Source organism: Thermosynechococcus sp., from assembly GCF_025999095.1.
Taxonomy (GTDB): Bacteria; Cyanobacteriota; Cyanobacteriia; order Thermosynechococcales; family Thermosynechococcaceae; genus Thermosynechococcus.
The window spans coordinates 1,456,287-1,475,472 of sequence record NZ_AP024678.1; the positions used below are offsets into that span (position 1 = coordinate 1,456,287).

Consider the following 19,186-nt stretch of genomic DNA (forward strand, 5'->3'; position numbering starts at 1 on the left):
TAGCATCAGTTATGAAATAATGATATTAATAACACGATCGCCCTAGGAGAGGCTTCTGCTATCCTATGCCATGACCAAAGTGGCACTTCAATCACATTTCCTTTGCTCCGTCGCATTTTTGAATTAAGGTCAACAGCACGTGGACACCACCGTACTGAGTCAATACCGTCAGCACACCCAAGAGCGCGCTGTTTTGGGAATTCCCCCCTTGCCCCTGACCGCTGCCCAAACCTCTGCGGTCTGTGATCTCCTGCAACAGCCCCCGGCGGGGGAAGAGGAATACCTGCTGCACCTGATTCGCGATCGCGTGCCCCCCGGTGTGGATGAAGCGGCCTATATTAAGGCGGGCTTTTTGACCGCTATTGCCAAGGGAGAACTCAGCAGTCCCCTCATCACCCCTGTTGCCGCGGTGGAACTCCTAGGCACCATGCTGGGGGGCTACAATGTCCACTCCCTCATTGACCTGCTGCGCCATGGGAACCCTGAACTGGCCACGACAGCAGCCAAGGCCCTGAGCCATACCCTCCTGGTCTATGACGCCTTTCACGACGTCCAAGACCTCATGCACCAAGGGAATCCCTACGCCCACCAAGTGATGGCAGCGTGGGCCAATGGCGACTGGTTTACCTGCCGTGAACCGCTTCCAGAGGCGATTACCGTCACCGTTTTCAAAGTGGCGGGTGAAACCAACACCGATGATCTCTCCCCTGCTCCCCACGCCACCACTCGCCCCGATATTCCCCTGCACGCCACGGTGATGCTGGAAAGCCGCTTGCCGGGGGCACTGCAAATCATTGCCGAACTAAAGCAAAAGGGCTACCCCCTGGCCTATGTCGGTGATGTGGTGGGCACCGGTTCCTCCCGCAAGTCCGCCACCAACTCGGTGATTTGGCACATTGGCCGGGACATTCCCTACGTCCCCAATAAGCGCACCGGCGGCGTCTGCCTTGGCGGCAAGATTGCGCCCATTTTCTTCAACACCATGGAGGACTCCGGCGCCCTGCCCATTGAGTGCGATGTCACCCAAATGAATATGGGGGATGTAATCACAATCTACCCCTACCGCGGTGACATTACCAACGCAGCGGGGGAAGTGATCAGCCGCTTTACCCTCAAGCCCGATACCCTCTTGGATGAAGTGCGGGCGGGGGGGCGCATTCCCCTGCTCATTGGGCGTACCCTCACCGACAAAGCGCGGGCAGCCCTTGGCCTTGAACCCAGTCCCCTCTTTACCCGTCCCACGCCTCCCGTTGAAAGCAATAAGGGCTATACCCTTGCCCAAAAAATTGTTGGTCGAGCCTGTGGTCTGCCGGGGGTGCGCCCCGGGACCTACTGCGAACCGGTGATGACCACAGTGGGCTCGCAGGATACCACCGGCCCCATGACCCGCGATGAACTCAAGGAACTGGCCTGCCTTGGCTTTGGCGCCGACTTAGTATTGCAAAGTTTCTGCCATACGGCGGCCTATCCCAAGCCCGTTGACGTTAAAACCCACAAAGAACTGCCGGACTTTATCACCTCGCGGGGCGGCGTTTCGCTGCGGCCAGGGGATGGCATTATTCACTCGTGGCTCAACCGCATGCTGCTGCCCGATACCGTGGGCACAGGGGGCGATTCCCATACCCGGTTCCCCCTGGGGATTTCCTTTCCGGCGGGCTCTGGGTTAGTGGCCTTTGCGGCGGCCCTGGGGGTGATGCCCTTGGATATGCCGGAGTCGGTGCTGGTGCGCTTCAAGGGTTCCTTGCAGCCGGGGGTGACCCTGCGGGACATTGTCAATGCCATCCCCTATGTGGCCATTCAGCAGGGCAAGCTCACCGTCGCCAAGGAGAATAAAAAGAATGTTTTCTCGGGGCGGATTATGGAAATGGAGGGGCTGCCAGACCTGCAACTAGAGCAAGCCTTTGAACTGACCGATGCCACGGCGGAGCGATCGGCGGCCGGCTGCACGATTAAACTGAGCGAAGAGACGGTGGCCACATACCTGCGCTCCAATGTGGTGTTGCTCAAAAACATGGTGGCCCGGGGCTATGGCGATGCGCGGACGATCCTACGGCGGGTGAAAAAGATGGAGGCATGGCTGGCCAATCCCCATCTTCTCGCTGCGGATCCCGATGCTGAGTATGCCGATGTAATAGAGGTGGATCTTGATCAGATCAAGGAACCCCTCGTGGCTGCCCCCAACGATCCCGACAATATCAAAACCCTCTCGGAATGTGCCGGCGATCCGGTGCAGGAGGTCTTTATTGGCTCCTGTATGACCAATATTGGCCACTACCGTGCCGCGGCCAAGGTGCTGGAGGGGGAAGGGGCGGTGCAGGTTCGTCTCTGGATTGCCCCCCCCACCCGTATGGATGAGCAGCAGTTGCGCGAAGAGGGCTACTACAGTATTTTTGCCGCTGCTGGGGCACGGCTGGAGATGCCGGGGTGTTCTCTGTGTATGGGTAACCAAGCCCGCGTTGCTGATAACACCACCGTTTTCTCCACCTCCACCCGGAACTTCAATAACCGCATGGGCAAAGGGGCGCGGGTCTATCTGGGATCCGCAGAGCTGGCCGCTGTCTGTGCCCTGCTGGGGCGCATTCCTACCCGCGAAGAGTACCTAGACATTGTGACGCGGAAAATTGATCCCTTTGCTGCGGAGCTCTATCGCTACCTCTACTTTGATCAAATTCCTGAGTACGAAAACCAAGGCCGTCTCATTTCTAAGGAAGAGGAGGCAAAACTACTGGCCAGTATTGGCGACTAGCCCTTGACCTACACCCAACGGGAAAAAGCAATTCCGGCTTCCACACAAAGGAACCCGAGGATAGGCGTGCTGAGCCAATAGAGCCACGCAAGCCGCAGATAGCCTTGGCGGCGCAGGTTGGATACCTCTAGGGTAAACGTGGAAAAGGTGGTCAAAGACCCCAAAAAACCAACGGTGAGGCCATAGCTGAGCCACAGCGGTGCTCCCCAACGGCCTACAACATGGCTCAAAAAGCCCATGAGAAACGCACCCATGAGGTTCACACTCAGGGTACCAAAGACGAGGGTACCAAAGCGGCGATCGCTCCATAGACCGACATAGTACCGTATCAAAGCGCCGGGCACAGCCCCGATGGCGATCGCCAAGAGTCCTTCAGGTGAGATCATCGCCCTTCTCCCAAGAGGCTAAGCCCCACAGCACTAAGCGGCTGCCCAACTCCAAGGCCAGCAATCCCAGCCCCGTACTGCCGAGCCAGTAAAACCCCTCGACCGCCATATCCCGGATACCCAAGAGCTTGTCGTTATCCAACTCGTAGGATGAAAAGGTTGTATAGGAGCCAATAAATCCCGTTGTCAATAGCAAGCGCAAATCGGGGTGCAGGACAAACGTGCCGGCAAAGGCGAGGGGGGCAATTACCCCCAGCAAAAAGCAGCCGGTGACATTCACAATCAAGGTGGCAAAGGGCACATTGCCCGCAAGATAGGGTTCCAAATAGGCTGCCAGTAAGAAGCGACTCAAGGCACCGGGGATGGCTCCAAGACTGACGGCCAAGGCGGGGCGCAACCGAGGATGAATCGGCATCATGAGCGGGGCTCCTCCACAATCAATACCGGTCGCGTTGAGCTCTCAAGAATACTCTGACACACAGACCCCATGAAGAGGCGCTTGAGACCCTTTTGACCATGTTTGCCAAGAATGATTTCAGTCACGTTGTACAGGGCGGCGGTACTCAAAATGGCTTCGGTAATGGGGCCAGCAGTCACAATGAAACGATAGCGAATATCTGCAAGGGACTGCTTAATTTGCGCTTCGAGTGTGGCCACCGCTTTGGGGTCAGGTACATCCTGCACATGGAGCACAATCACTTGCGCATCAGTACATCGCGCTAATTCCGCCGTCTTTTGGAGAACATAGGGGGTGACACTGGAGGTATCCACCGGTGCTAAAAGAACAACCCGTGGTTGCAGCAGGACTTTGGTGGGGTCCACCTCCCCCTTTTGCAGGAGTTTTGGCGCCAACGTGGGAATTGCCCATGCCCCGACGGGAGCCGTAATCAAGATCGCGAGAACTGCGATCGCTAGCATCGTTTCAGCCCCAGGCACCCCAGCAGACAAAGGCAGAGCACCAATGGCCGCTTGTACAGTTGCCTTTGCTGAATTCCCCGCCAGCAAAAAGAGGCGTTCTGAGAGCGTCCAATTACTGCCAAGGGTGGAAAGATACCAACCAATGCCCCGCCCCATCAAGGTACCCCCTGCCAAAATGACTAAACCCACACCGAGGGAACGTTGCAACACCCCTAACTGAATACTGGCACCCAACAGCACAAAGAGAAAAATCTCTGCCACCTGCCACAGCGCGTCAAACCCCCCCCGTAATTGCCGCCCTAGGGGCGCATCCATCTCAATTAAAAAAAAGCCCGCACTCATGACCGCCAGGTAGCCGGAAAACAGGGGCAGGCGATCGGCCAAGCCCACCGCCCCCAAGGCCACTGCCGCTGCCACGAGGGTTGTTTGCACCCGATTTTGACTCCAGTTTTGCTTGACCAACAAAAAGACCAGCGCCCATGCCAAGCCATAGCCCACAATCAAGCCACCCCCAATTTCAAGGAGTGCCTGCACACTCACTGCCAAAGCGGGCGGCAAGCCACCTAGGAATCCCCTGCCATGGTCAGCCCCCATGAGTAAACTGAAAAGCAGCAGCACCACCACATCGGAAATGGCGCTGCCGGAGAGAATGGCATCGCTAATCCCCTTGTCTACGCCCCAGCCCAAACTTTTTAGCCGTAGCATCCCCGGCACAATGACCGCGGGGGACTCCGGTGCCACGATCGCCCCCAACAATAGCCCCTGTTGCCAATTAAATCCCAGTAAAAGCATGGCCATCCCTGCCACAACTGCCATTTCACCCAATGCGGGTAACACACCAAGGCGGAGGGCCACAGTGCCCTGTTCGGCCAATTTCTGGCGATCCAAGCCCAAGCCCGCCCTCATCAAAATCACCATCACCGCAACGGCACGAAAGGCAGGGGCTGCCCCTAGGACGTCGCTTTGCAACAGATTCAAAGCCGCAGGCCCGAGGACAATTCCCACAAGAATCATGCCGATCAAGGCGGGTGCCCCCAGGCGCCGCGCCAACTGACCAGCCAAGAATCCCAGCAGGAGGATAAGGGCAAGGGTTTCTAAAATAGTTGACATTGCTGCAAACCTCACTGTGACACTGAACCCTACCCTATCGGACAACCCAATATGATTTTCAGGGCTCAGTGTCCCTAGCGATCGCCGCAAATCCCTTATATGCTCTATAGTGCTTGGTTATTGGCGGAGCATCGGCAAGATGACGTATTGCTTGGGAATTCTCACCACGTCGGGTCTAGTGATGGCAGCAGACTCTCGCACGAATGCCGGGGTAGACTATATTTCCACCTATCAGAAGCTCTTTGATTTTTCAGTGCCGGGGGAGCGGGTGATTGTGATTTGTACTGCTGGTAACCTTTCCATTACTCAGGAGGTCCTGACACTGATTCGCCGTGATCTCAAGGGGCAGTTGGAGCACAGTCTCAACACGTTGCCCAATATGTACGAGGTCGCCCGCTATGTCGGTACCAAGCTGCGGGAGGTCACCGATAGTCATCGTCCTTGGTTAGCTAAGGATAACATTGACTACCAATGCACATTTCTCGTGGGGGGGCAAATTCGTGGCGAGGAACCCTACCTCTACCTGATCTACAGTCAGGGCAATTTTCTGCAAGCGACGCCCGAAACTCCCTTTCTGCAGATTGGTGAAACAAAATATGGCAAGCCGATTTTAGACCGCACGTTGCGCTTTGATACGCCGGTAGATGCGGCAGCAAAATATGCCCTGCTCTCCCTTGATTCAACGATGAAATCCAATATCTCCGTCGGCCCCCCCCTTGACCTGATCATGTACCGCACCAATAGCTTTGAGATCTGTCACCGCGCCGAATTTGTGTTGGGTGATCCTTTTTTGGTGAAGGTGCGGCAGTTTTGGGAGGCCTCCTTGCGGCGAGCATTTGAGGAAATGCCCGAGATTGAATGGAACCGCCGCCAGCCTTCTCCGACTTCCTCAATGGTGCTGCCAGCACCGGAAACCCTTGTTGCAGAATAGGAAAGACCAACGATGACCTCTCCTTCCTTAGGGCAGCAAGTCGCCGCCCTGGGCATTGGTTACATTCAGCACCATCTATTCCTCTGTGCCGACCAAACCAAACCCCTGTGTTGTGACAAGGCCGTGGGTTTAGAAGCATGGGAGTATTTGAAAAAACGCCTCAAGGAATTAGGCTTGGATCAACCGCGCCCCGAGGGCTGTGTTTTTCGCACCAAGGCCAATTGCCTGCGGGTGTGCCAACAGGGGCCGATTTTAGTGGTCTATCCCGAGGGTGTGTGGTATCACTCGGCAACGCCGGCAGTTATTGAGCGGGTCATTCAGGAGCATCTGCTGGCGGGGCAGATTGTTCAGGAGTATCTACTGGCGTCACCACCGCCCGCAAGAGCAGGCGATCGCCCCACCAATAGCCCGCATGGGTAATGCGCACGGGTGTGCCTGCTGCTAAGGGGGCGCGATCGCTCTGGTGCTGGTGCGGATCAAAGGGAACACAGGCCCCAACTTCACCAATCAACCTAACCCCCCACTGCTCTAAGAGTTGAAACACCGGCTGTACCAGGGGCAAAATCCGCTGGGCGGGGGCAGCGGGGTTTTGGCGGGCAGCATAGGCGGCAGTGGGCCAGAAGCGCAGGAACGGTTCAAGGATGTGCAGGGCTTGCTGTTGCAGGGCTACCTCGGTCGTGGATTCGCCATAGAGCCACTGAAACAACTCCCAGGGAGTGACTCCCAGAACGTGGGCAAGGCGTTCGAGGGTTTCAAGGCGCAGTCGGTGCAGGTCGCCTACCCAAATGGCATTGGCTTGCTGTCGGCTAAATCCTTGCCGATGCAGTTGACTCTTGCGGGTAATGCCGGCCCTCGCAAGGCGCTCTTGCAGACGCTGGCTCATGGTTCTAGTCGCTGCCCGGTGCGATCGTCAAAAAAGTGGAGATGCTGTGGATCAGGGCGCAAATACAGGCGATCGCCCCGCTGAATGGGCTGCTGCCCCGGCAAGCGCACCCGCAACGTCTCTCCGGTTGCCGTGAGGTGAACCGTCAAGCCCGTTTCATGGCCAAGGGCTTCTACGAGGTCCACCTGAACTGTCAGTGTATCCTTCTGTTCAGCCGTCGCCAGCAGGAAATGCTCAGGGCGAATCCCCAGCCAGGCCTTGGATGCCGAGGGTAGGGGCGGGCTCAGGGGCAACTGCCAATCGTGGTACTGAATTTTGCCTTGGCTGAGGGTCACGGCTAAAAAATTCATCGGCGGTGAGCCAATAAACTCGGCCACAAAGCGATTGGCAGGACGTTGATAGAGCTCTAAGGGTCTGGCGATCTGTTGAATTTGGCCTTGGTGTAGGACCACAATGCGATCGCCCATGGTCATCGCTTCCGTTTGATCATGGGTCACATAAATGGTCGTGATGCCCACTTGCCGCTGAAGTTGAACAATTTGGGCGCGGGTCTCAGTGCGCAGCTTAGCATCTAGGTTAGACAGGGGTTCATCCATCAAAAAGACTTGGGGATTGCGGGCCATCGCTCGTCCGAGGGCGACCCGTTGTTTCTGGCCACCCGAAAGTTGTTTGGGGTAGCGATCTAGCAAGTGCTCAATTTGCAACATCTCCGCAATCTGCCTCACCCGTTGGTGAATGGCCCGTTCACGGGGAAAAGAAAGTTGCATCCCCCTGGGGAGCGATCGCGTCCAGCGGGTTAAGGTGGCTTCAATGGGGGCGGGTAACACCCCCTTCATCTGTGAGTTGCGGCGCAAACCAAAGGCCAAGTTGTCATAAACGGTGAGATGGGGATAGAGGGCATAGCTTTGAAAAACCATGGCAATGTCTCGCGCTTTGGGGGGTAAACCATTGACCAGGCGATCGCCCACCCAAATCCTGCCGGTGGTTGGGTCGTCTAAACCGGCAATGAGCCGCAGCAAAGTACTCTTGCCACACCCCGAAGGCCCCACGAGCACCAAAAACTCGCCCCCACCGACACTCAGATCAATTCCTTGCAGAACCGTGACATCATGCCGGCGCTGGGGGTCGCGATAGACCTTGGTCAGTTGTTCAAGGCGTACACCGGTCACGATCGCTGTCCTAGGGAGCTAATTGGCTAGAATCCCACACTGAAGCCAATCTGACAAGACGCCTAGGCAAGGTGCAGCTTCAGTACGGAACGGGGCGCCCGGCGAACCCGCGCCCGAATCGTGGGCAATCCCAGACGTTGGCAGGCTTCGTAGCGATGACACCCCGAAAAGCCATAGTACTGCCCTTCCACCTCAAGGACATCAATGGGCTCCTGTTGGCCAATTTCAGCAATGGAGGCCATCAAGGCTTCAACTTTGGCAGGATCCGTTTGCCGAATCAGGGGACGACGAATGGCATTGAGGGGCAAATCTAAAATTCGCATCGGTATACCCAAACTCGTTATGAGTTTATTTTAGCAATCCATCCCCTGCCGGCAACAAAATGCCCTTGAATAACTTCCTAACGTTGCAGTAAGACAGTAGGGGTTGGCTTTTAGCCGTTAGTTGTGTCATTTAGGTGGTTTTTGATGGCTTTGCAACGTCGTCGCTTCCTCACCCTGGCCGCTGCCGGTATGGGGGCAGCTCTGCTACCCCAGGGGCTACAGCTTTTGTATCAACGGGCCGCCCGCGGCCAATCAGTGACAGGTCGGGGCTTTGGCCCTCTGGTCAAGGATCCCAGGGGCCTGTTGGATTTGCCAGCCGGGTTTCAGTATCGAGTGTTCTCAAAGTTGGGCGATCGCCTCAGTGATGGCACCCCTGTGCCCGCCTGCCATGATGGCATGGCCGCCTTTGCTGGCCCTGCTGGCACGACCATCCTAATGCGTAACCATGAGATCACTCCTGGACTGCCCCCGGTCTTTCAGAGGGTAGTAGCCCCCAAGGACAAGATGTACGACCCCCTTGCCCCCGGCGGCACAACCACCCTTGTGGTCAGCAAGGATCGGCGGCTCCTCAGGCATTACGTTTCCTTGGCGGGCACCTCCCGCAATTGCGGCGGTGGCAAAACCCTCTGGGGCAGTTGGATTAGCTGTGAGGAAACCACTGCCACCCCTGAGCATCCTGCCAACTTTGGGCCCGTGCAAAAACGCCATGGCTATAACTTTGAAGTGCCCATCAGTGCCCAGGGACCAGTGACGCCAGTTCCCCTGCCGGCAATGGGGCGTTTTCAACACGAGGCGATCGCCATCGATCCGAAAACAAATATCATTTATCAAACGGAGGATCGCGGCGATGGTCTGTTCTATCGCTTTATTCCCAAAGAGCCCACCAACCTTGCCGCCGGCGGTCAACTGCAAGCCTTGAAAATCAAACGCTATCCGAAAGCCAACACGGGTCAGGGGTTGCCCCTACGCCAGCCCTTCGAGGTGGAATGGGTGGATATTACGGAACCTGACCCCCCCCAAGATACGGTGCGCTATGAGGGTTATCAGAAAGGGGCAGCCCAATTTGTGCGCGGTGAAGGCCTCTGCTACCACCAGGGCGAATTCTACTTTACTGCCACCAGCGGCGGTAATAAGCGCCTAGGTCAAATCTGGCGCTATCGCCCCGGCAGCACCTCAACGGCGGGGGGCACCATCGAGCTATTTGTGGAGTCCCCCGGCAAGGCGGTTCTGGATTACCCCGATAACTTGACAATGGCCCCTTGGGGAGATCTCATTTGCTGCGAAGATGGCAACGATTCAGTGAACCGTCTAGTTGGCATCACGCCCACCGGCGAAGTGTACACCCTGGCGCGCAATGCCCTCAACGATCAGGAACTAGCAGGGGTTTGCTTTTCCCCCGATGGCCAAACCCTGTTTGTGAATCTTTACCATCCGGGAATGACGTTTGCCATCTGGGGACCTTGGGATCGGCGGGGCTAATGGCCCAACTAAAAGGGAGGCAGGCTATCCCTGGCTCCCTTAGTGTTTTCCTATGGACTCAACTCAGCAGTGCAACCCCTTCTCATTCCTTTATTTTTGCTTTAGCTCAGCGCCACACGGGAGCGATCGTAGATCGCACCCAAGACCGGGTTAACTTTCCCTTGGATTTGATTCCAGTAGTGGGCTGCCCTCACGGGCATGCCGATCGCTGCCGCCATGCGGGCGAGGAGGGTTTGCTCACGGCTTTTAATCAGCATATGATGGGCCCTCGCCAAGGAGCGAGCCATTTCGTTAACTGTTGCTGTCATGGGCACCGAGGCCACATTATCAGCCAAGCGAGCAGCGGGAACGCCAGCGGGCTGTTTGCCTTTTTGATACTTGACGCCGCGATAGGTCATGATTTTTAAGGACTCTTCCGGCGGATTTGTCACCGCCGCCACCCGATAGGTGCTACCGCGATACTTGGCCACGACATCCGTTGCTTGGGTGTTGATCGCTGGAGGAACGTAGTTGTATTGAACGCCGCGATAAGTCAGAGTAGTCATAGTTTTCGCCCCATTTGTATTACAAGGTGAACTGATTGAGGCGCGTTCCTTCGGGATCTATTTCCCTACTTCCGTCCCTCGCAAAGGGATAACGCTGACAATTAAACTTCGTCTGAAAAGCGTTTACTGAGGCCCTGCAAGGGATGAACGATTTATTTCTGTATCTAATTTAACAATTTCTCGACCTTAAAGCAAGCTATTCATAGAAATTTACAATACTCGGGCCCCTAGTTCCCTAGGGATGTGATTATCTGAGACAACAAAAAGGGCCAACCGCGAGGATTGACCCAATTGCATCATTTTTGCACGTTTATTAAGGGCGGTTTTAAGCCTCCCCTAGGGGATAGACACTCACACGCTTGCGATTTTTGCCATAGCGCTCAAAGGTAACGACGCCGGCAATCATGGCAAAAAGCGTATCATCACCCCCGCGACCCACATTCGCGCCCGGGTGGAATTTGGTTCCCCGCTGCCGCACCAGAATGTGACCGGCCTTGACCACTTCGCCGCCAAAGCGCTTGACACCCAAACGCTGGGCATTTGAGTCGCGACCGTTGCGGGTGCTACCTGTTCCTTTCTTGTGTGCCATATTAACCTCCTAGGGATTCACCATTGAGACGAATCTCATTGATCATGATGCGAGTGAGTTCTTGACGGTGGCCTTTTTTCCTGCGGGTTTTCTTTTTCGGGCGCATTTTATAGACAATCACCTTCGGCCCGCGCCGATGCTCCATCACCGTACCAGAGACAACCGCACCACTGACGTAGGGTTGACCCACGTGGACTTGGCTATCGGTTTGCACCAGCAACACCTGTTCTAGGTCAATGGTGCCCTCCGGCTCAATGGGGAGCCGCTCCACATCGTAAAAGCGCCCAGCTTCAACGCGCAGTTGCTTGCCACCGGTCTCAATGATTGCGTATGCCATAGAAATTAAAAAACTCCTTGCCGTGCAGGTGAGGGGATGCGCGCCTCTTGGAAAACCTGTTCCGTGCAAACTCAACGATTTTCCATCATAAAATTTATGCCCTGTGGCTGTCAAACCCTAGCCGACCCAAGGTGGACTGTCTGTTGAACCTTCAGGGAATTCGGGGCACTCAGCGAGGGAGATCTCCTTAAGCATCTCTGGATAGTAAAAAACAAGGAGGGTAGTGCCCATACAAATGACATCTTCATGGTGAAGCAGAGTGCTGTGCTGAAGTGGTAGGCCATTCAGGAACGTGCCATTGCGGCTGTGATAATCACTGATGAAGTAAAGGGGCTGCCCCCTAAAGAGAAAAGCGTTGATCACAGCATGCAACCGCGAGACATAGGCATCTGTGAGACGGATACTACAGTCCAGTTGGCGGCCAATGGTCCACTGGCGATCGGGACTGAGAATGACTTCCCGTTTTGGCAAACCACGTTCGCGAACGATCAGCGATGCTTTGGGGTAGCTTGGCGTGGGCATCCTGCGTCTTCCATCGCAACGGGATGCCCCTAGCCTAGATCGCCTAGATGACAACTAGATTACAAATGTTTAGATTACAAATGTTGCCCCATCCCCTTGGGCCGCTTGCCAACTACGGGCATCAAAGTATAAATCCTCAAGGGAAATACTGGCCAAGGCCTCCTGAAGTTTTTGGTGGAGTCGTTGCCAGAGACTCAAGGTGACCCAATCCGCGGTGCCATCTTCCGGTTGGGGGGGGTGTAAAAACAGGGGAGTTGGCGATTCACCAACAGCAGTAAGGATATCCCGCAGGGAAATGGTTGCTGGGGGACGGGCGAGTTGATAGCCCCCATAGACGCCGCGCAGCGATCGCACCAAGCCGGCACGCCGCAACTCAATCAAGAGTTTTTCCAGATAGGGGGCAGGAATCTTTTGCCGCTCAGCAATGGTACGCACCGAGGCAGGCCCATAGTTGGGCAACAAACTCAAGTCCAATAGAGCCTTGATACTGTAGTGGCCGCGGGTAGTGAGGGTCATGCCGCTTTACCAACCGTGGTGATGTAGAGAACGGCTTCTTCGGGGGGAATGCCGAGGAGATCGTTGACCTGATCATCAAAGAAGCCGCCGATACCACTCACCCCTAGCCCCAAAGCGGTAGCGGCTAAGTTAAGTCGCTGGCCGAGGTGGCCGGCATCCATGTGCAGGTAGCGATAGGCGCGTTCGCCGTAGCGAGCGATCGCCCGCTCCAGATTGGCGGTATGGAAAATCACCACGGCGGCATCGCGACCGAGGTCTTGATTGAGACAGAGAAAATGCAACTGTTCCTGAAAGTTCTTGAAGCGAATCTGGCGGAGTTCATGCTCGGCTACAGCGTAGTAGTAGCAGCCCTCCTCAAGCTCCCTGACCCGCGTCACGGCAATAAAGGTTTCCACCAGGGTCGGGTCAAAGAAACTGGGGCATTCGTCTAGGCCTTGATCGCGGTAGTCCTGCGGATGGTAGGCAAAGGTGAGCAGGGCAGCCAATTGATCCATCTCAATCCCTTGGCCACTGTAGCGACGGGTGGAGCGCCGCTGGCGAATGGTTTGCTGCAGAGCGGCTAGATTGGTTTCCCAGTGAATGATGGTTTTGCTGAGACTGACCCGCAGCCCAAAGGGAAAGTTGTACTTACTCGCAGGGGGTTCGGCAGGCTCCTTGGCGCTGGGGCTGGCTGTCTGCATGCCGTAGATCATGTCACTACTTGTGAGGGCACTGGCACGATGGCAGGCTCTGAGCAGCTCGCCACTGGCGATCGCCCCATAGTCATAGCAGGTGGCAGAGGGCAACACAGAGGGAAACGTGGGTAAGTTTTCGTCCACTTCCAGCAAATTGGCCAGGGCAACCACCGCCAAGACCCCCTCCTGCTCTGGATCAAGGTAAAGCAGTTCATTCATCTGGGCATCCACAAAACCACCAATGAAGTGGGCACGAAAATCATGGATATTGGCGGCCAGTTCCACATTCCCCAAGAGGTGCCCAATGTCAAGACAAAGGCGGCGATAGGCGCGATCGCCATAGCGCCACGCGGAACGGTAAAAAACAGCTGTCACCACCAGAGCAATGTGCGTCCTTTCTAGCGCTGGGTGCCAAAGACAAGCGGCCTGTAGGGCTGACCAACAATAGCTTTGCCACACCTGCACAAGGGCGTGATCTTTTACCTGATAGTTATAAATGCCAGCGGGAACAGCGGTATCGTTGCGAGTAAGAACATAGATCTCCGCTGGATAGAGCCCTCCAGCAGAGGGGGCTGCCCGCATATAAAAGGGCTGATCGGGATAGGGAACCACCCCAGTAATGCCATAGGTGCAGTACAGCAAGCGGGAGAGTCGCTGCCAGTAGGGGTGAGCCGACCCCTTCGCCGGCTCTAGGAACGACTTCAGGGAAAAGACGGAGCCCAGGGGATAGGTTTTGAAGGGACTCGGTTGACGGCTCCAATCCAAGGGGGCAGCTTGTTGGGCTAAGGTCTCAGGGGCGTACTTGGTGCGTTCGTGGTAATGTTGTGCCAAAGAAAATTGTTGAAACCCCATGGCGGTGCCTCACCAAGTTAAGAAAGCATTAAGCAATGTGAACTTCGTCAATAAATTCCCCTACAGTCAAAAAAGCCTAAGTAGAAATACCTAAGATTGTCAAATACCCTTTTACCATTATGGCGAAATTCAACGCGGAGGAGCTACTCCAAGCCTATGCAGCAGGGGAACGGAATTTTCGCGGCAGCGATCTAACGGGTTTGAGTCTGTTTGACACCAACCTCAGTGATGCCGATTTTAGCGAGAGTACACTGGAGAATGCCTACTTGCCCTATTGCCAGTTAAATCGAATTCAGGCAACTGCTGCTAATTTGCGCCATAGTGAGTTGGGAGATGCTGAGTTGTACCAAGCCAACCTCGCTGCAGCGGATCTCGAGGGGGCGAGCCTTGTGCGGGCCAATCTACGCACGGCCAATTTGGAAGGGGCAAACCTGCGGGGGGCCAATCTGCGGGGGGCAGATCTGCGCTATGCCAATTTGCGCCAAGCAAATCTCCAAGGGGCAAACCTCCAACAGGCCAATCTACACCAAGCGGATTTAACGGAGGCTCAGGTACAGCGGTGTAATTTTTTTCGGGCAACGGGTGTCGATTTGTCGATGGCGGTGTGCGATCGCACCACTATCTACCCCGATGGCTATTTCTATCCCTGAGGCAGGGTAATGAGGGTAACCGGATTCAGGGGCTGGAGGCGGTGGCCTTGACCCAGGGGAACGGAACGGCTGAGTTGCACCTGGAGCACTTGCGGGTTGACTTGATGGGTCTGACACCAGTGGAGCACTTGGCCTTGGTGTTCGAGGGTAGCGATCGCCAGCACTAGCCGGCCGCTAGCGTTCAAGTGGGACCAACAATAGTCGAGATTGGCCAGTAACTGAGCACCACTGCCGCCAATAAACACCCGATCCGGGGGCGGTAAATCCCTGAGGCGCTGGGGTGCTGTCCCTTGGAGCGGGATGAGGTTGGTCAAACCAAAAGCCTCGCGGTTGCGCTCAATCAGTTGAACGCCAATAGCCGTTTTCTCGATCGCATAGACGGTGGCTTGGGGGGCAAGGCGGGCGATTTCCACAGCAACACTGCCGGTGCCGGCCCCGATATCCCAAACAATTTCTACAGTGCTGGTGAGGGCCAACTCCGCCAAAGCCAGTACCCGCACTTCCCGCTTCGTCATCAGGCTAGGGCGATCGCCAAAGGTGAAAAATTGATCATCCGCCAAGCCAATGGCAGGCCACTCCCGCGGGGGAATCTGCTGCGGCTGACGTAGAAGCACAACCAAATTGAGAGGATGCACCGGCGGGAGAGCCGCGGTCGGTTGTGCTAGATCCCAAGGGAGAATGGCCTCTGATGTACTGCCCAACGCCTGACATACCCACGCTTGGTAGCGCACGGGCAAACGCAGGGATTGATATAAACGGCTGATGGCAGCAATATTGGCCTCGCCATCGGTATAGATGGCAATTTTCTCCACCCCCCGCTGCAACAGGGGCACCAATCCCGCTAGATCCCGCCCATGGGCACTGTAGATCACCGCATCCTGCCAAGGGAGCTTGAGGCGACTAAAGGCCAATTGCACTGCACTGAGGTGGGGATGAAACGTTAACTGATCCGGGCTAAAGACTTCAAGGAGCCAGCGGCCCAATCCATAGAACAGCGGATCACCACTGGTGAGAATGACCACTTGGGGGTTGGGGGTGGTGGCCAAGTGGGTTTGAATCGCCTTGAGACTAGCATTAAAGTTCCCTAGGGCGAGGCGGGGAGTGTCCCCCTGGGGAATCAATTGCAGATGGCGATCGCTCCCCACCAAGAGGGTGGCTGAATGAATAATCTGCTGCACGGTGGCTGGCAACCCTTGCAGACCCTCTAAGCCAATGCCCACCACATGAATCGGAGTCACGCTGGCTCCTTGCTATAGGCCAACTCCAGTAGGGCATTGACAATCGCCGCTGCCACAGGCGATCCCCCCTTGCGACCGGCAATCCGAATTTGCGGCACGGGCAGTTGGGCAAGGGCAGCTTTTGACTCCACGACATTGACAAAGCCAACGGGGACGCCAATGACGCCTGCCGGCGGCACAGGGGTCTGTTGCAGGCGATCGCACAGGGCCAGGAGGGCCGTTGGCGCATTCCCAATCACAAAAAGACCGTGGGGCCACTGTTGCCAAGCACGGAGCATCCCGGCTGCACTGCGGGTTTGACCGGGAGCGGTGGGGCTGCCATGGTCAAGGGCGGTAATGATTGGGTTTTGGAAGGTGCGGCTGACCATTGTTTGAATGCCCACGCTGACCATGGCCACATCGGTAATAATGGGCACACCTGAGCGCAGGGCCTGAGTGAGGTGGGCGATCGCCCCCGGCGAAATCTCCAGGAGGTTCTTGAACTCAAAATCGGCCGTGCTGTGGATAATTCGCCGCAAAATCGCATAGCTAGGGGGGTCAAAAGGGTGAGGCCCGATCTCGCGATCAATGATGGCAAAACTCGCTTGGGCAATTGGATGCAGCAGAGACACCGGACTTCTGATAGGATAGTAGAACTGCCTAAACTTGGAGAGATGGCCGAGTGGTCGAAGGCGCAGCACTGGAAATGCTGTGTGGGGCAACTCACCGAGGGTTCGAATCCCTCTCTCTCCGTATTGTTATATTGCCACTCTAGGGGTACCCCTGCTGCAATCAAGGGAGAGCGCAAGGCTTCCCACCGAGGGGCTTATTTCTCCAGTCTGGGCGGGCGATCGCTATGATCAAAGAATCTTCGCAGCCTTCCCTGAGAAATTCACTGCCATGCAGCGTCCTTGGCAAGTCTATTCTGCTGACCCCGCCCCCCCAAACTTCATCGAGGCAGTTAAGAAGCTCCATCCCCATGCAGGCGCCATTACGGCTCAGTTACTTTGGCAGCGGGGCTACCGTGATGCTCTTCAGCAAGTGCCCCCTTTCTTAGATTGGCGCCACTACGAGTCAGCCTCCCCCCTAGAGTTTCCAGACATGGCTGCTGCCCTAGGGCGTTTGCAACAGGCACTCGATCAACAGGAAAAGGTGGCCATTTGGGGAGACTTTGACACCGACGGGGTCACAGCGACTGCCGTCCTCTGGGAAGGACTAAAACCACTTTTGGGAACCCAATTGGTGGATTTTTATATTCCCAATCGCCAGTGCGACTCCCATGGCCTCTCGCGCCATGGCCTTGAAACGCTGAACGAAAAGGGGGTCTCCCTGATCATCACCTGTGATACTGGCTGCACAAATGCTGCTGAAATTGCCTTTGCCCGAACGCTGGGGATAGACGTGATTGTGACCGATCACCACGCCCTCGAACCCACTCCCTTGGGGGCGGTGGCGCTGATCAATCCGCGGCAGTTGTCCCCGAATCATCCCCTACATCACCTATCGGGAGTTGGCGTCGCCTACAAATTTTTGGAAGCTGTGTATGCCACATGGCCAGAGAAAACCCAGGGGTATCCCCTCGAGAATCTCCTTGATCTGGTGGCTATTGGCCTCATTGCCGACTTAGTGGAACTGAAGGGTGAATGCCGCTATCTTGCCCAGCGAGGCTTAGACCAGCTGGGAAAGCATCAGACCCTCCGACCTGGAATTGCTGCCCTTTTGGGGCGAGTGTCCAAGAATACGGCTTGGCAACGGGAGATTAGTTTTGCCCTGGCCCCCCGCCTTAATGCCGTAAGTCGTATCCATGGGGATGTGGGGCCGCTGGTGAGACTCTTGACTACGCAAGACAAAGAGGAAGCTAAGCAGTTGGCTCGCAAGATTGACAAGATGAATAGCGAGCGGAAACGGCTCCAAAAACAGATTGCTCAGGCTGCCCATGCCAAAGTGGCTCAATTGGATCTTTCGGTAACACGGGTGATTCTGCTGACCGATGAGAATTGGCCCTTGAGTCTATTGGGCCTAGTGGCAGGCGAGATGGTAAAAACCTATGGCCGTCCTGCCATTTTGCTACAGACCAATGCCGCTACGGGAATGGCCGCCGGTTCAGCCCGTTCCGATGGCGTTGTGGATCTGTATGAGGCCCTGCGTTGCCAAGGGCATTTATTGGAGGGATTCGGCGGGCATCCCTATGCCGCAGGCTTTAGGCTCAAGATAGAGCACATTGCCCTGTTAGAAGCAGCCCTCAACCAATTCTTAGCCCAGCAGGAGGGGACGGCCACGGCGGCACCGCAACCGTTGAGGATTGATTTGGAAGTCACTCTAAAGCAACTTAACGATGCCCTCTTCAAAGAACTGGAAATACTCGCTCCCTTTGATTCAACCCACCATCCCCTCCCCCGCTTACTTGTGCGCCATGTAGAGCTCACCGAAGTGCAGGAGAACAAAGTCAAAAATGACCCCACGAGGCGGTATGTCTCCATGATGCTTCTAGATCCCCAAGCAAAGCAAACCTTTCCCGCCAAGTGGTGGGATCATCAAATAGGGGATTGCCCCAAGGGAGCCTGTGATCTAGTGATTGAACTACAGCAGTGGCAAAGCTCCCTATCAGCCGTCATTCAAGATCTGCGCCCCAGTGGCACCAGTATCATTGAGGCTGCCCCGTTTCAGGCCCTCATTGATGGCCGCAATTGCCCCCGTGGGGTGGCCGAGACTGGCTTGCGCGTGGACACCTGCCCAACCTCATGGGAAAACTGGCGACAATGGATTCAACGAGCTAAACAGGAACAGCAACCCTTGATTCTGGCCTACTCGCTCCCCAAGGAACAGGATGCCCTCGAGGTTTGGCAGAAATTCCTAACCCGTTGCCAAAAGGCGGGTCAACAGGGAACGTTACTTCGGCGAGAGGCCCTGTGCCAAGAGCTTAACATTGAGGCAATGACATTGGGCTATGCTCTCAGGGCGCTGGCAACCCTAGGGGTTAAAGTGGAGAACACGGGGGACAGGTTCCGATGCCAATGGCCGCCCCAGATAAAACTTTCTCCGGATACAACAACAGCACTAGAGGCCTTTAGAGCAGCGATCGCCGCAGAGAATTTCCGTCGCAGGTATTTTGCCACCGCCCCCCTACAGGCCCTTCAGGAAACACATAAACTGGCTACACCCTTTTTCAACAGGGGAGGGACCTAAGGAACACACACGAGCCGACAGGGGAAACACACTAGCCATCAACGCTGCTTGAGAGAAGAAGAGCGATCGCTCTCAGGAGGGCCTCAATCTGATTACACCCAACGTGCCTCGGTGCAACGCCTGCAACCGTACCTTTATCCTCCCACGGCTGCC

Annotated in this window: 20 protein-coding genes, 1 tRNA gene and 1 riboswitch; of the genes, 7 read left to right on the forward strand and 14 right to left on the reverse strand. The window is 55.9% G+C overall.

The window, feature by feature from the left end; all coding sequences use genetic code 11:
• The first annotated feature begins 139 nt into the window (after nt 1–139).
• Entirely contained in the window at nt 140–2,746 is a 2,607-nt protein-coding gene (gene acnB, locus Q0W94_RS07150) for a bifunctional aconitate hydratase 2/2-methylisocitrate dehydratase (protein ID WP_297757156.1), read from the forward strand.
• An 8-nt stretch (nt 2,747–2,754) separates the two neighbouring features.
• On the opposite strand, the gene crcB (Q0W94_RS07155) is transcribed toward acnB, so the two are convergent.
• The 3 genes from crcB (Q0W94_RS07155) to Q0W94_RS07165 are packed head-to-tail and all read right to left on the reverse strand — an operon-like array spanning nt 2,755 to nt 5,160.
• Nucleotides 2,755–3,132, reverse strand: a complete 378-nt coding sequence (crcB, locus tag Q0W94_RS07155; RefSeq protein ID WP_297757159.1) for a fluoride efflux transporter CrcB — start codon at nt 3,130–3,132, stop codon at nt 2,755–2,757.
• Nucleotides 3,119–3,550 carry a fluoride efflux transporter CrcB gene (gene crcB, locus Q0W94_RS07160; RefSeq protein WP_297757161.1) on the reverse strand — a complete coding sequence of 144 codons (432 nt, stop codon included), beginning with the start codon at nt 3,548–3,550 and terminating at the stop codon, nt 3,119–3,121. The genes crcB (Q0W94_RS07155) and crcB (Q0W94_RS07160) overlap by 14 nt, the downstream gene beginning before the upstream one ends.
• Nucleotides 3,547–5,160, reverse strand: coding sequence for a cation:proton antiporter (locus Q0W94_RS07165; protein ID WP_297757165.1), 1,614 nt, complete (start codon nt 5,158–5,160; stop codon nt 3,547–3,549). Before Q0W94_RS07165 ends, crcB (Q0W94_RS07160) begins: the two co-directional genes overlap by 4 nt.
• 139 nt (nt 5,161–5,299) lie before the next feature.
• On the opposite strand from Q0W94_RS07165, the gene Q0W94_RS07170 reads away from it, so the two are divergent.
• Together Q0W94_RS07170 and Q0W94_RS07175 are read left to right on the forward strand one after the other, a co-directional pair.
• The gene (locus tag Q0W94_RS07170; protein ID WP_297757168.1) at nt 5,300–6,091 is read left to right on the forward strand and encodes a proteasome-type protease; all 792 of its coding nucleotides are present in this window, start codon (nt 5,300–5,302) and stop codon (nt 6,089–6,091) included.
• A gap of 12 nt (nt 6,092–6,103) precedes the next feature.
• Nucleotides 6,104–6,511 carry a ferredoxin gene (locus tag Q0W94_RS07175; protein ID WP_297757170.1) on the forward strand — a complete coding sequence of 136 codons (408 nt, stop codon included), beginning with the start codon at nt 6,104–6,106 and terminating at the stop codon, nt 6,509–6,511.
• On the opposite strand, the gene Q0W94_RS07180 is transcribed toward Q0W94_RS07175, so the two are convergent.
• The 3 genes from Q0W94_RS07180 to Q0W94_RS07190 form a co-directional block, all read right to left on the reverse strand.
• Complete coding sequence (locus Q0W94_RS07180) at nt 6,405–6,974, reverse strand: helix-turn-helix domain-containing protein (RefSeq protein ID WP_297757173.1); 570 nt, start codon at nt 6,972–6,974, stop codon at nt 6,405–6,407. The genes Q0W94_RS07175 and Q0W94_RS07180 overlap by 107 nt on opposite strands.
• The gene (locus Q0W94_RS07185) at nt 6,971–8,143 is read right to left on the reverse strand and encodes an ABC transporter ATP-binding protein (protein WP_297757175.1); all 1,173 of its coding nucleotides are present in this window, start codon (nt 8,141–8,143) and stop codon (nt 6,971–6,973) included. The genes Q0W94_RS07180 and Q0W94_RS07185 overlap by 4 nt, the downstream gene beginning before the upstream one ends.
• 62 nt (nt 8,144–8,205) lie before the next feature.
• Nucleotides 8,206–8,466, reverse strand: coding sequence for a sulfiredoxin (locus tag Q0W94_RS07190; RefSeq protein ID WP_297757177.1), 261 nt, complete (start codon nt 8,464–8,466; stop codon nt 8,206–8,208).
• Between the two features lie 144 nt (nt 8,467–8,610).
• Here Q0W94_RS07190 and Q0W94_RS07195 point away from each other — a divergent pair, with 144 nt between their 5' ends.
• Nucleotides 8,611–9,945, forward strand: a complete 1,335-nt coding sequence (locus Q0W94_RS07195) for an alkaline phosphatase PhoX (RefSeq protein ID WP_297757180.1) — start codon at nt 8,611–8,613, stop codon at nt 9,943–9,945.
• A gap of 101 nt (nt 9,946–10,046) precedes the next feature.
• Here the strand turns inward: Q0W94_RS07195 and Q0W94_RS07200 are convergent, their stop codons facing one another.
• The 6 genes from Q0W94_RS07200 to Q0W94_RS07225 all read right to left on the reverse strand — a co-directional run bounded on the left by Q0W94_RS07200 (nt 10,047) and on the right by Q0W94_RS07225 (nt 13,980).
• On the reverse strand, nt 10,047–10,490 hold the full coding sequence (locus tag Q0W94_RS07200; protein ID WP_297757183.1) for a DUF4278 domain-containing protein: 444 nt from the start codon (nt 10,488–10,490) through the stop codon (nt 10,047–10,049).
• A gap of 39 nt (nt 10,491–10,529) precedes the next feature.
• Nucleotides 10,530–10,642, reverse strand: a riboswitch (Glutamine riboswitch).
• 173 nt (nt 10,643–10,815) lie between these two features.
• Complete coding sequence (gene rpmA, locus Q0W94_RS07205) at nt 10,816–11,079, reverse strand: 50S ribosomal protein L27 (protein WP_297757186.1); 264 nt, start codon at nt 11,077–11,079, stop codon at nt 10,816–10,818.
• Between the two features lies 1 nt (nt 11,080).
• Nucleotides 11,081–11,416, reverse strand: a complete 336-nt coding sequence (rplU, locus tag Q0W94_RS07210) for a 50S ribosomal protein L21 (protein ID WP_297757189.1) — start codon at nt 11,414–11,416, stop codon at nt 11,081–11,083.
• Nucleotides 11,417–11,533: 117 nt separating this feature from the next.
• Nucleotides 11,534–11,938, reverse strand: coding sequence for an FHA domain-containing protein (locus Q0W94_RS07215; protein ID WP_297757192.1), 405 nt, complete (start codon nt 11,936–11,938; stop codon nt 11,534–11,536).
• 69 nt (nt 11,939–12,007) lie between these two features.
• Entirely contained in the window at nt 12,008–12,454 is a 447-nt protein-coding gene (locus tag Q0W94_RS07220; protein WP_297757195.1) for an Rrf2 family transcriptional regulator, read from the reverse strand.
• Nucleotides 12,451–13,980: a SagB/ThcOx family dehydrogenase gene (locus Q0W94_RS07225; RefSeq protein ID WP_297757198.1), complete on the reverse strand. Its 1,530-nt coding sequence runs from the start codon at nt 13,978–13,980 to the stop codon at nt 12,451–12,453. Before Q0W94_RS07225 ends, Q0W94_RS07220 begins: the two co-directional genes overlap by 4 nt.
• Nucleotides 13,981–14,099: 119 nt before the next feature.
• Between Q0W94_RS07225 and Q0W94_RS07230 the strand changes: the two genes are divergently transcribed.
• Complete coding sequence (locus Q0W94_RS07230) at nt 14,100–14,630, forward strand: pentapeptide repeat-containing protein (protein ID WP_297757201.1); 531 nt, start codon at nt 14,100–14,102, stop codon at nt 14,628–14,630.
• Here Q0W94_RS07230 and cbiE read toward each other — a convergent pair.
• Together cbiE and Q0W94_RS07240 are read right to left on the reverse strand one after the other, a co-directional pair.
• On the reverse strand, nt 14,621–15,868 hold the full coding sequence (cbiE, locus tag Q0W94_RS07235; RefSeq protein WP_297757204.1) for a precorrin-6y C5,15-methyltransferase (decarboxylating) subunit CbiE: 1,248 nt from the start codon (nt 15,866–15,868) through the stop codon (nt 14,621–14,623). The two genes, Q0W94_RS07230 and cbiE, sit on opposite strands and share 10 nt — an antisense overlap.
• A complete protein-coding gene (locus tag Q0W94_RS07240) occupies nt 15,865–16,479 on the reverse strand; it encodes a cobalt-precorrin-8X methylmutase (RefSeq protein ID WP_297757206.1) in 615 nt (204 codons plus the stop codon). The genes cbiE and Q0W94_RS07240 overlap by 4 nt, the downstream gene beginning before the upstream one ends.
• A 36-nt stretch (nt 16,480–16,515) precedes the next feature.
• Here Q0W94_RS07240 and Q0W94_RS07245 point away from each other — a divergent pair.
• Nucleotides 16,516–16,600, forward strand: a tRNA-Ser gene (locus Q0W94_RS07245).
• 147 nt (nt 16,601–16,747) lie between these two features.
• Nucleotides 16,748–19,033, forward strand: coding sequence for a single-stranded-DNA-specific exonuclease RecJ (gene recJ / locus Q0W94_RS07250; RefSeq protein WP_297757208.1), 2,286 nt, complete (start codon nt 16,748–16,750; stop codon nt 19,031–19,033).
• The last annotated feature ends 153 nt before the right edge of the window (nt 19,034–19,186 follow it).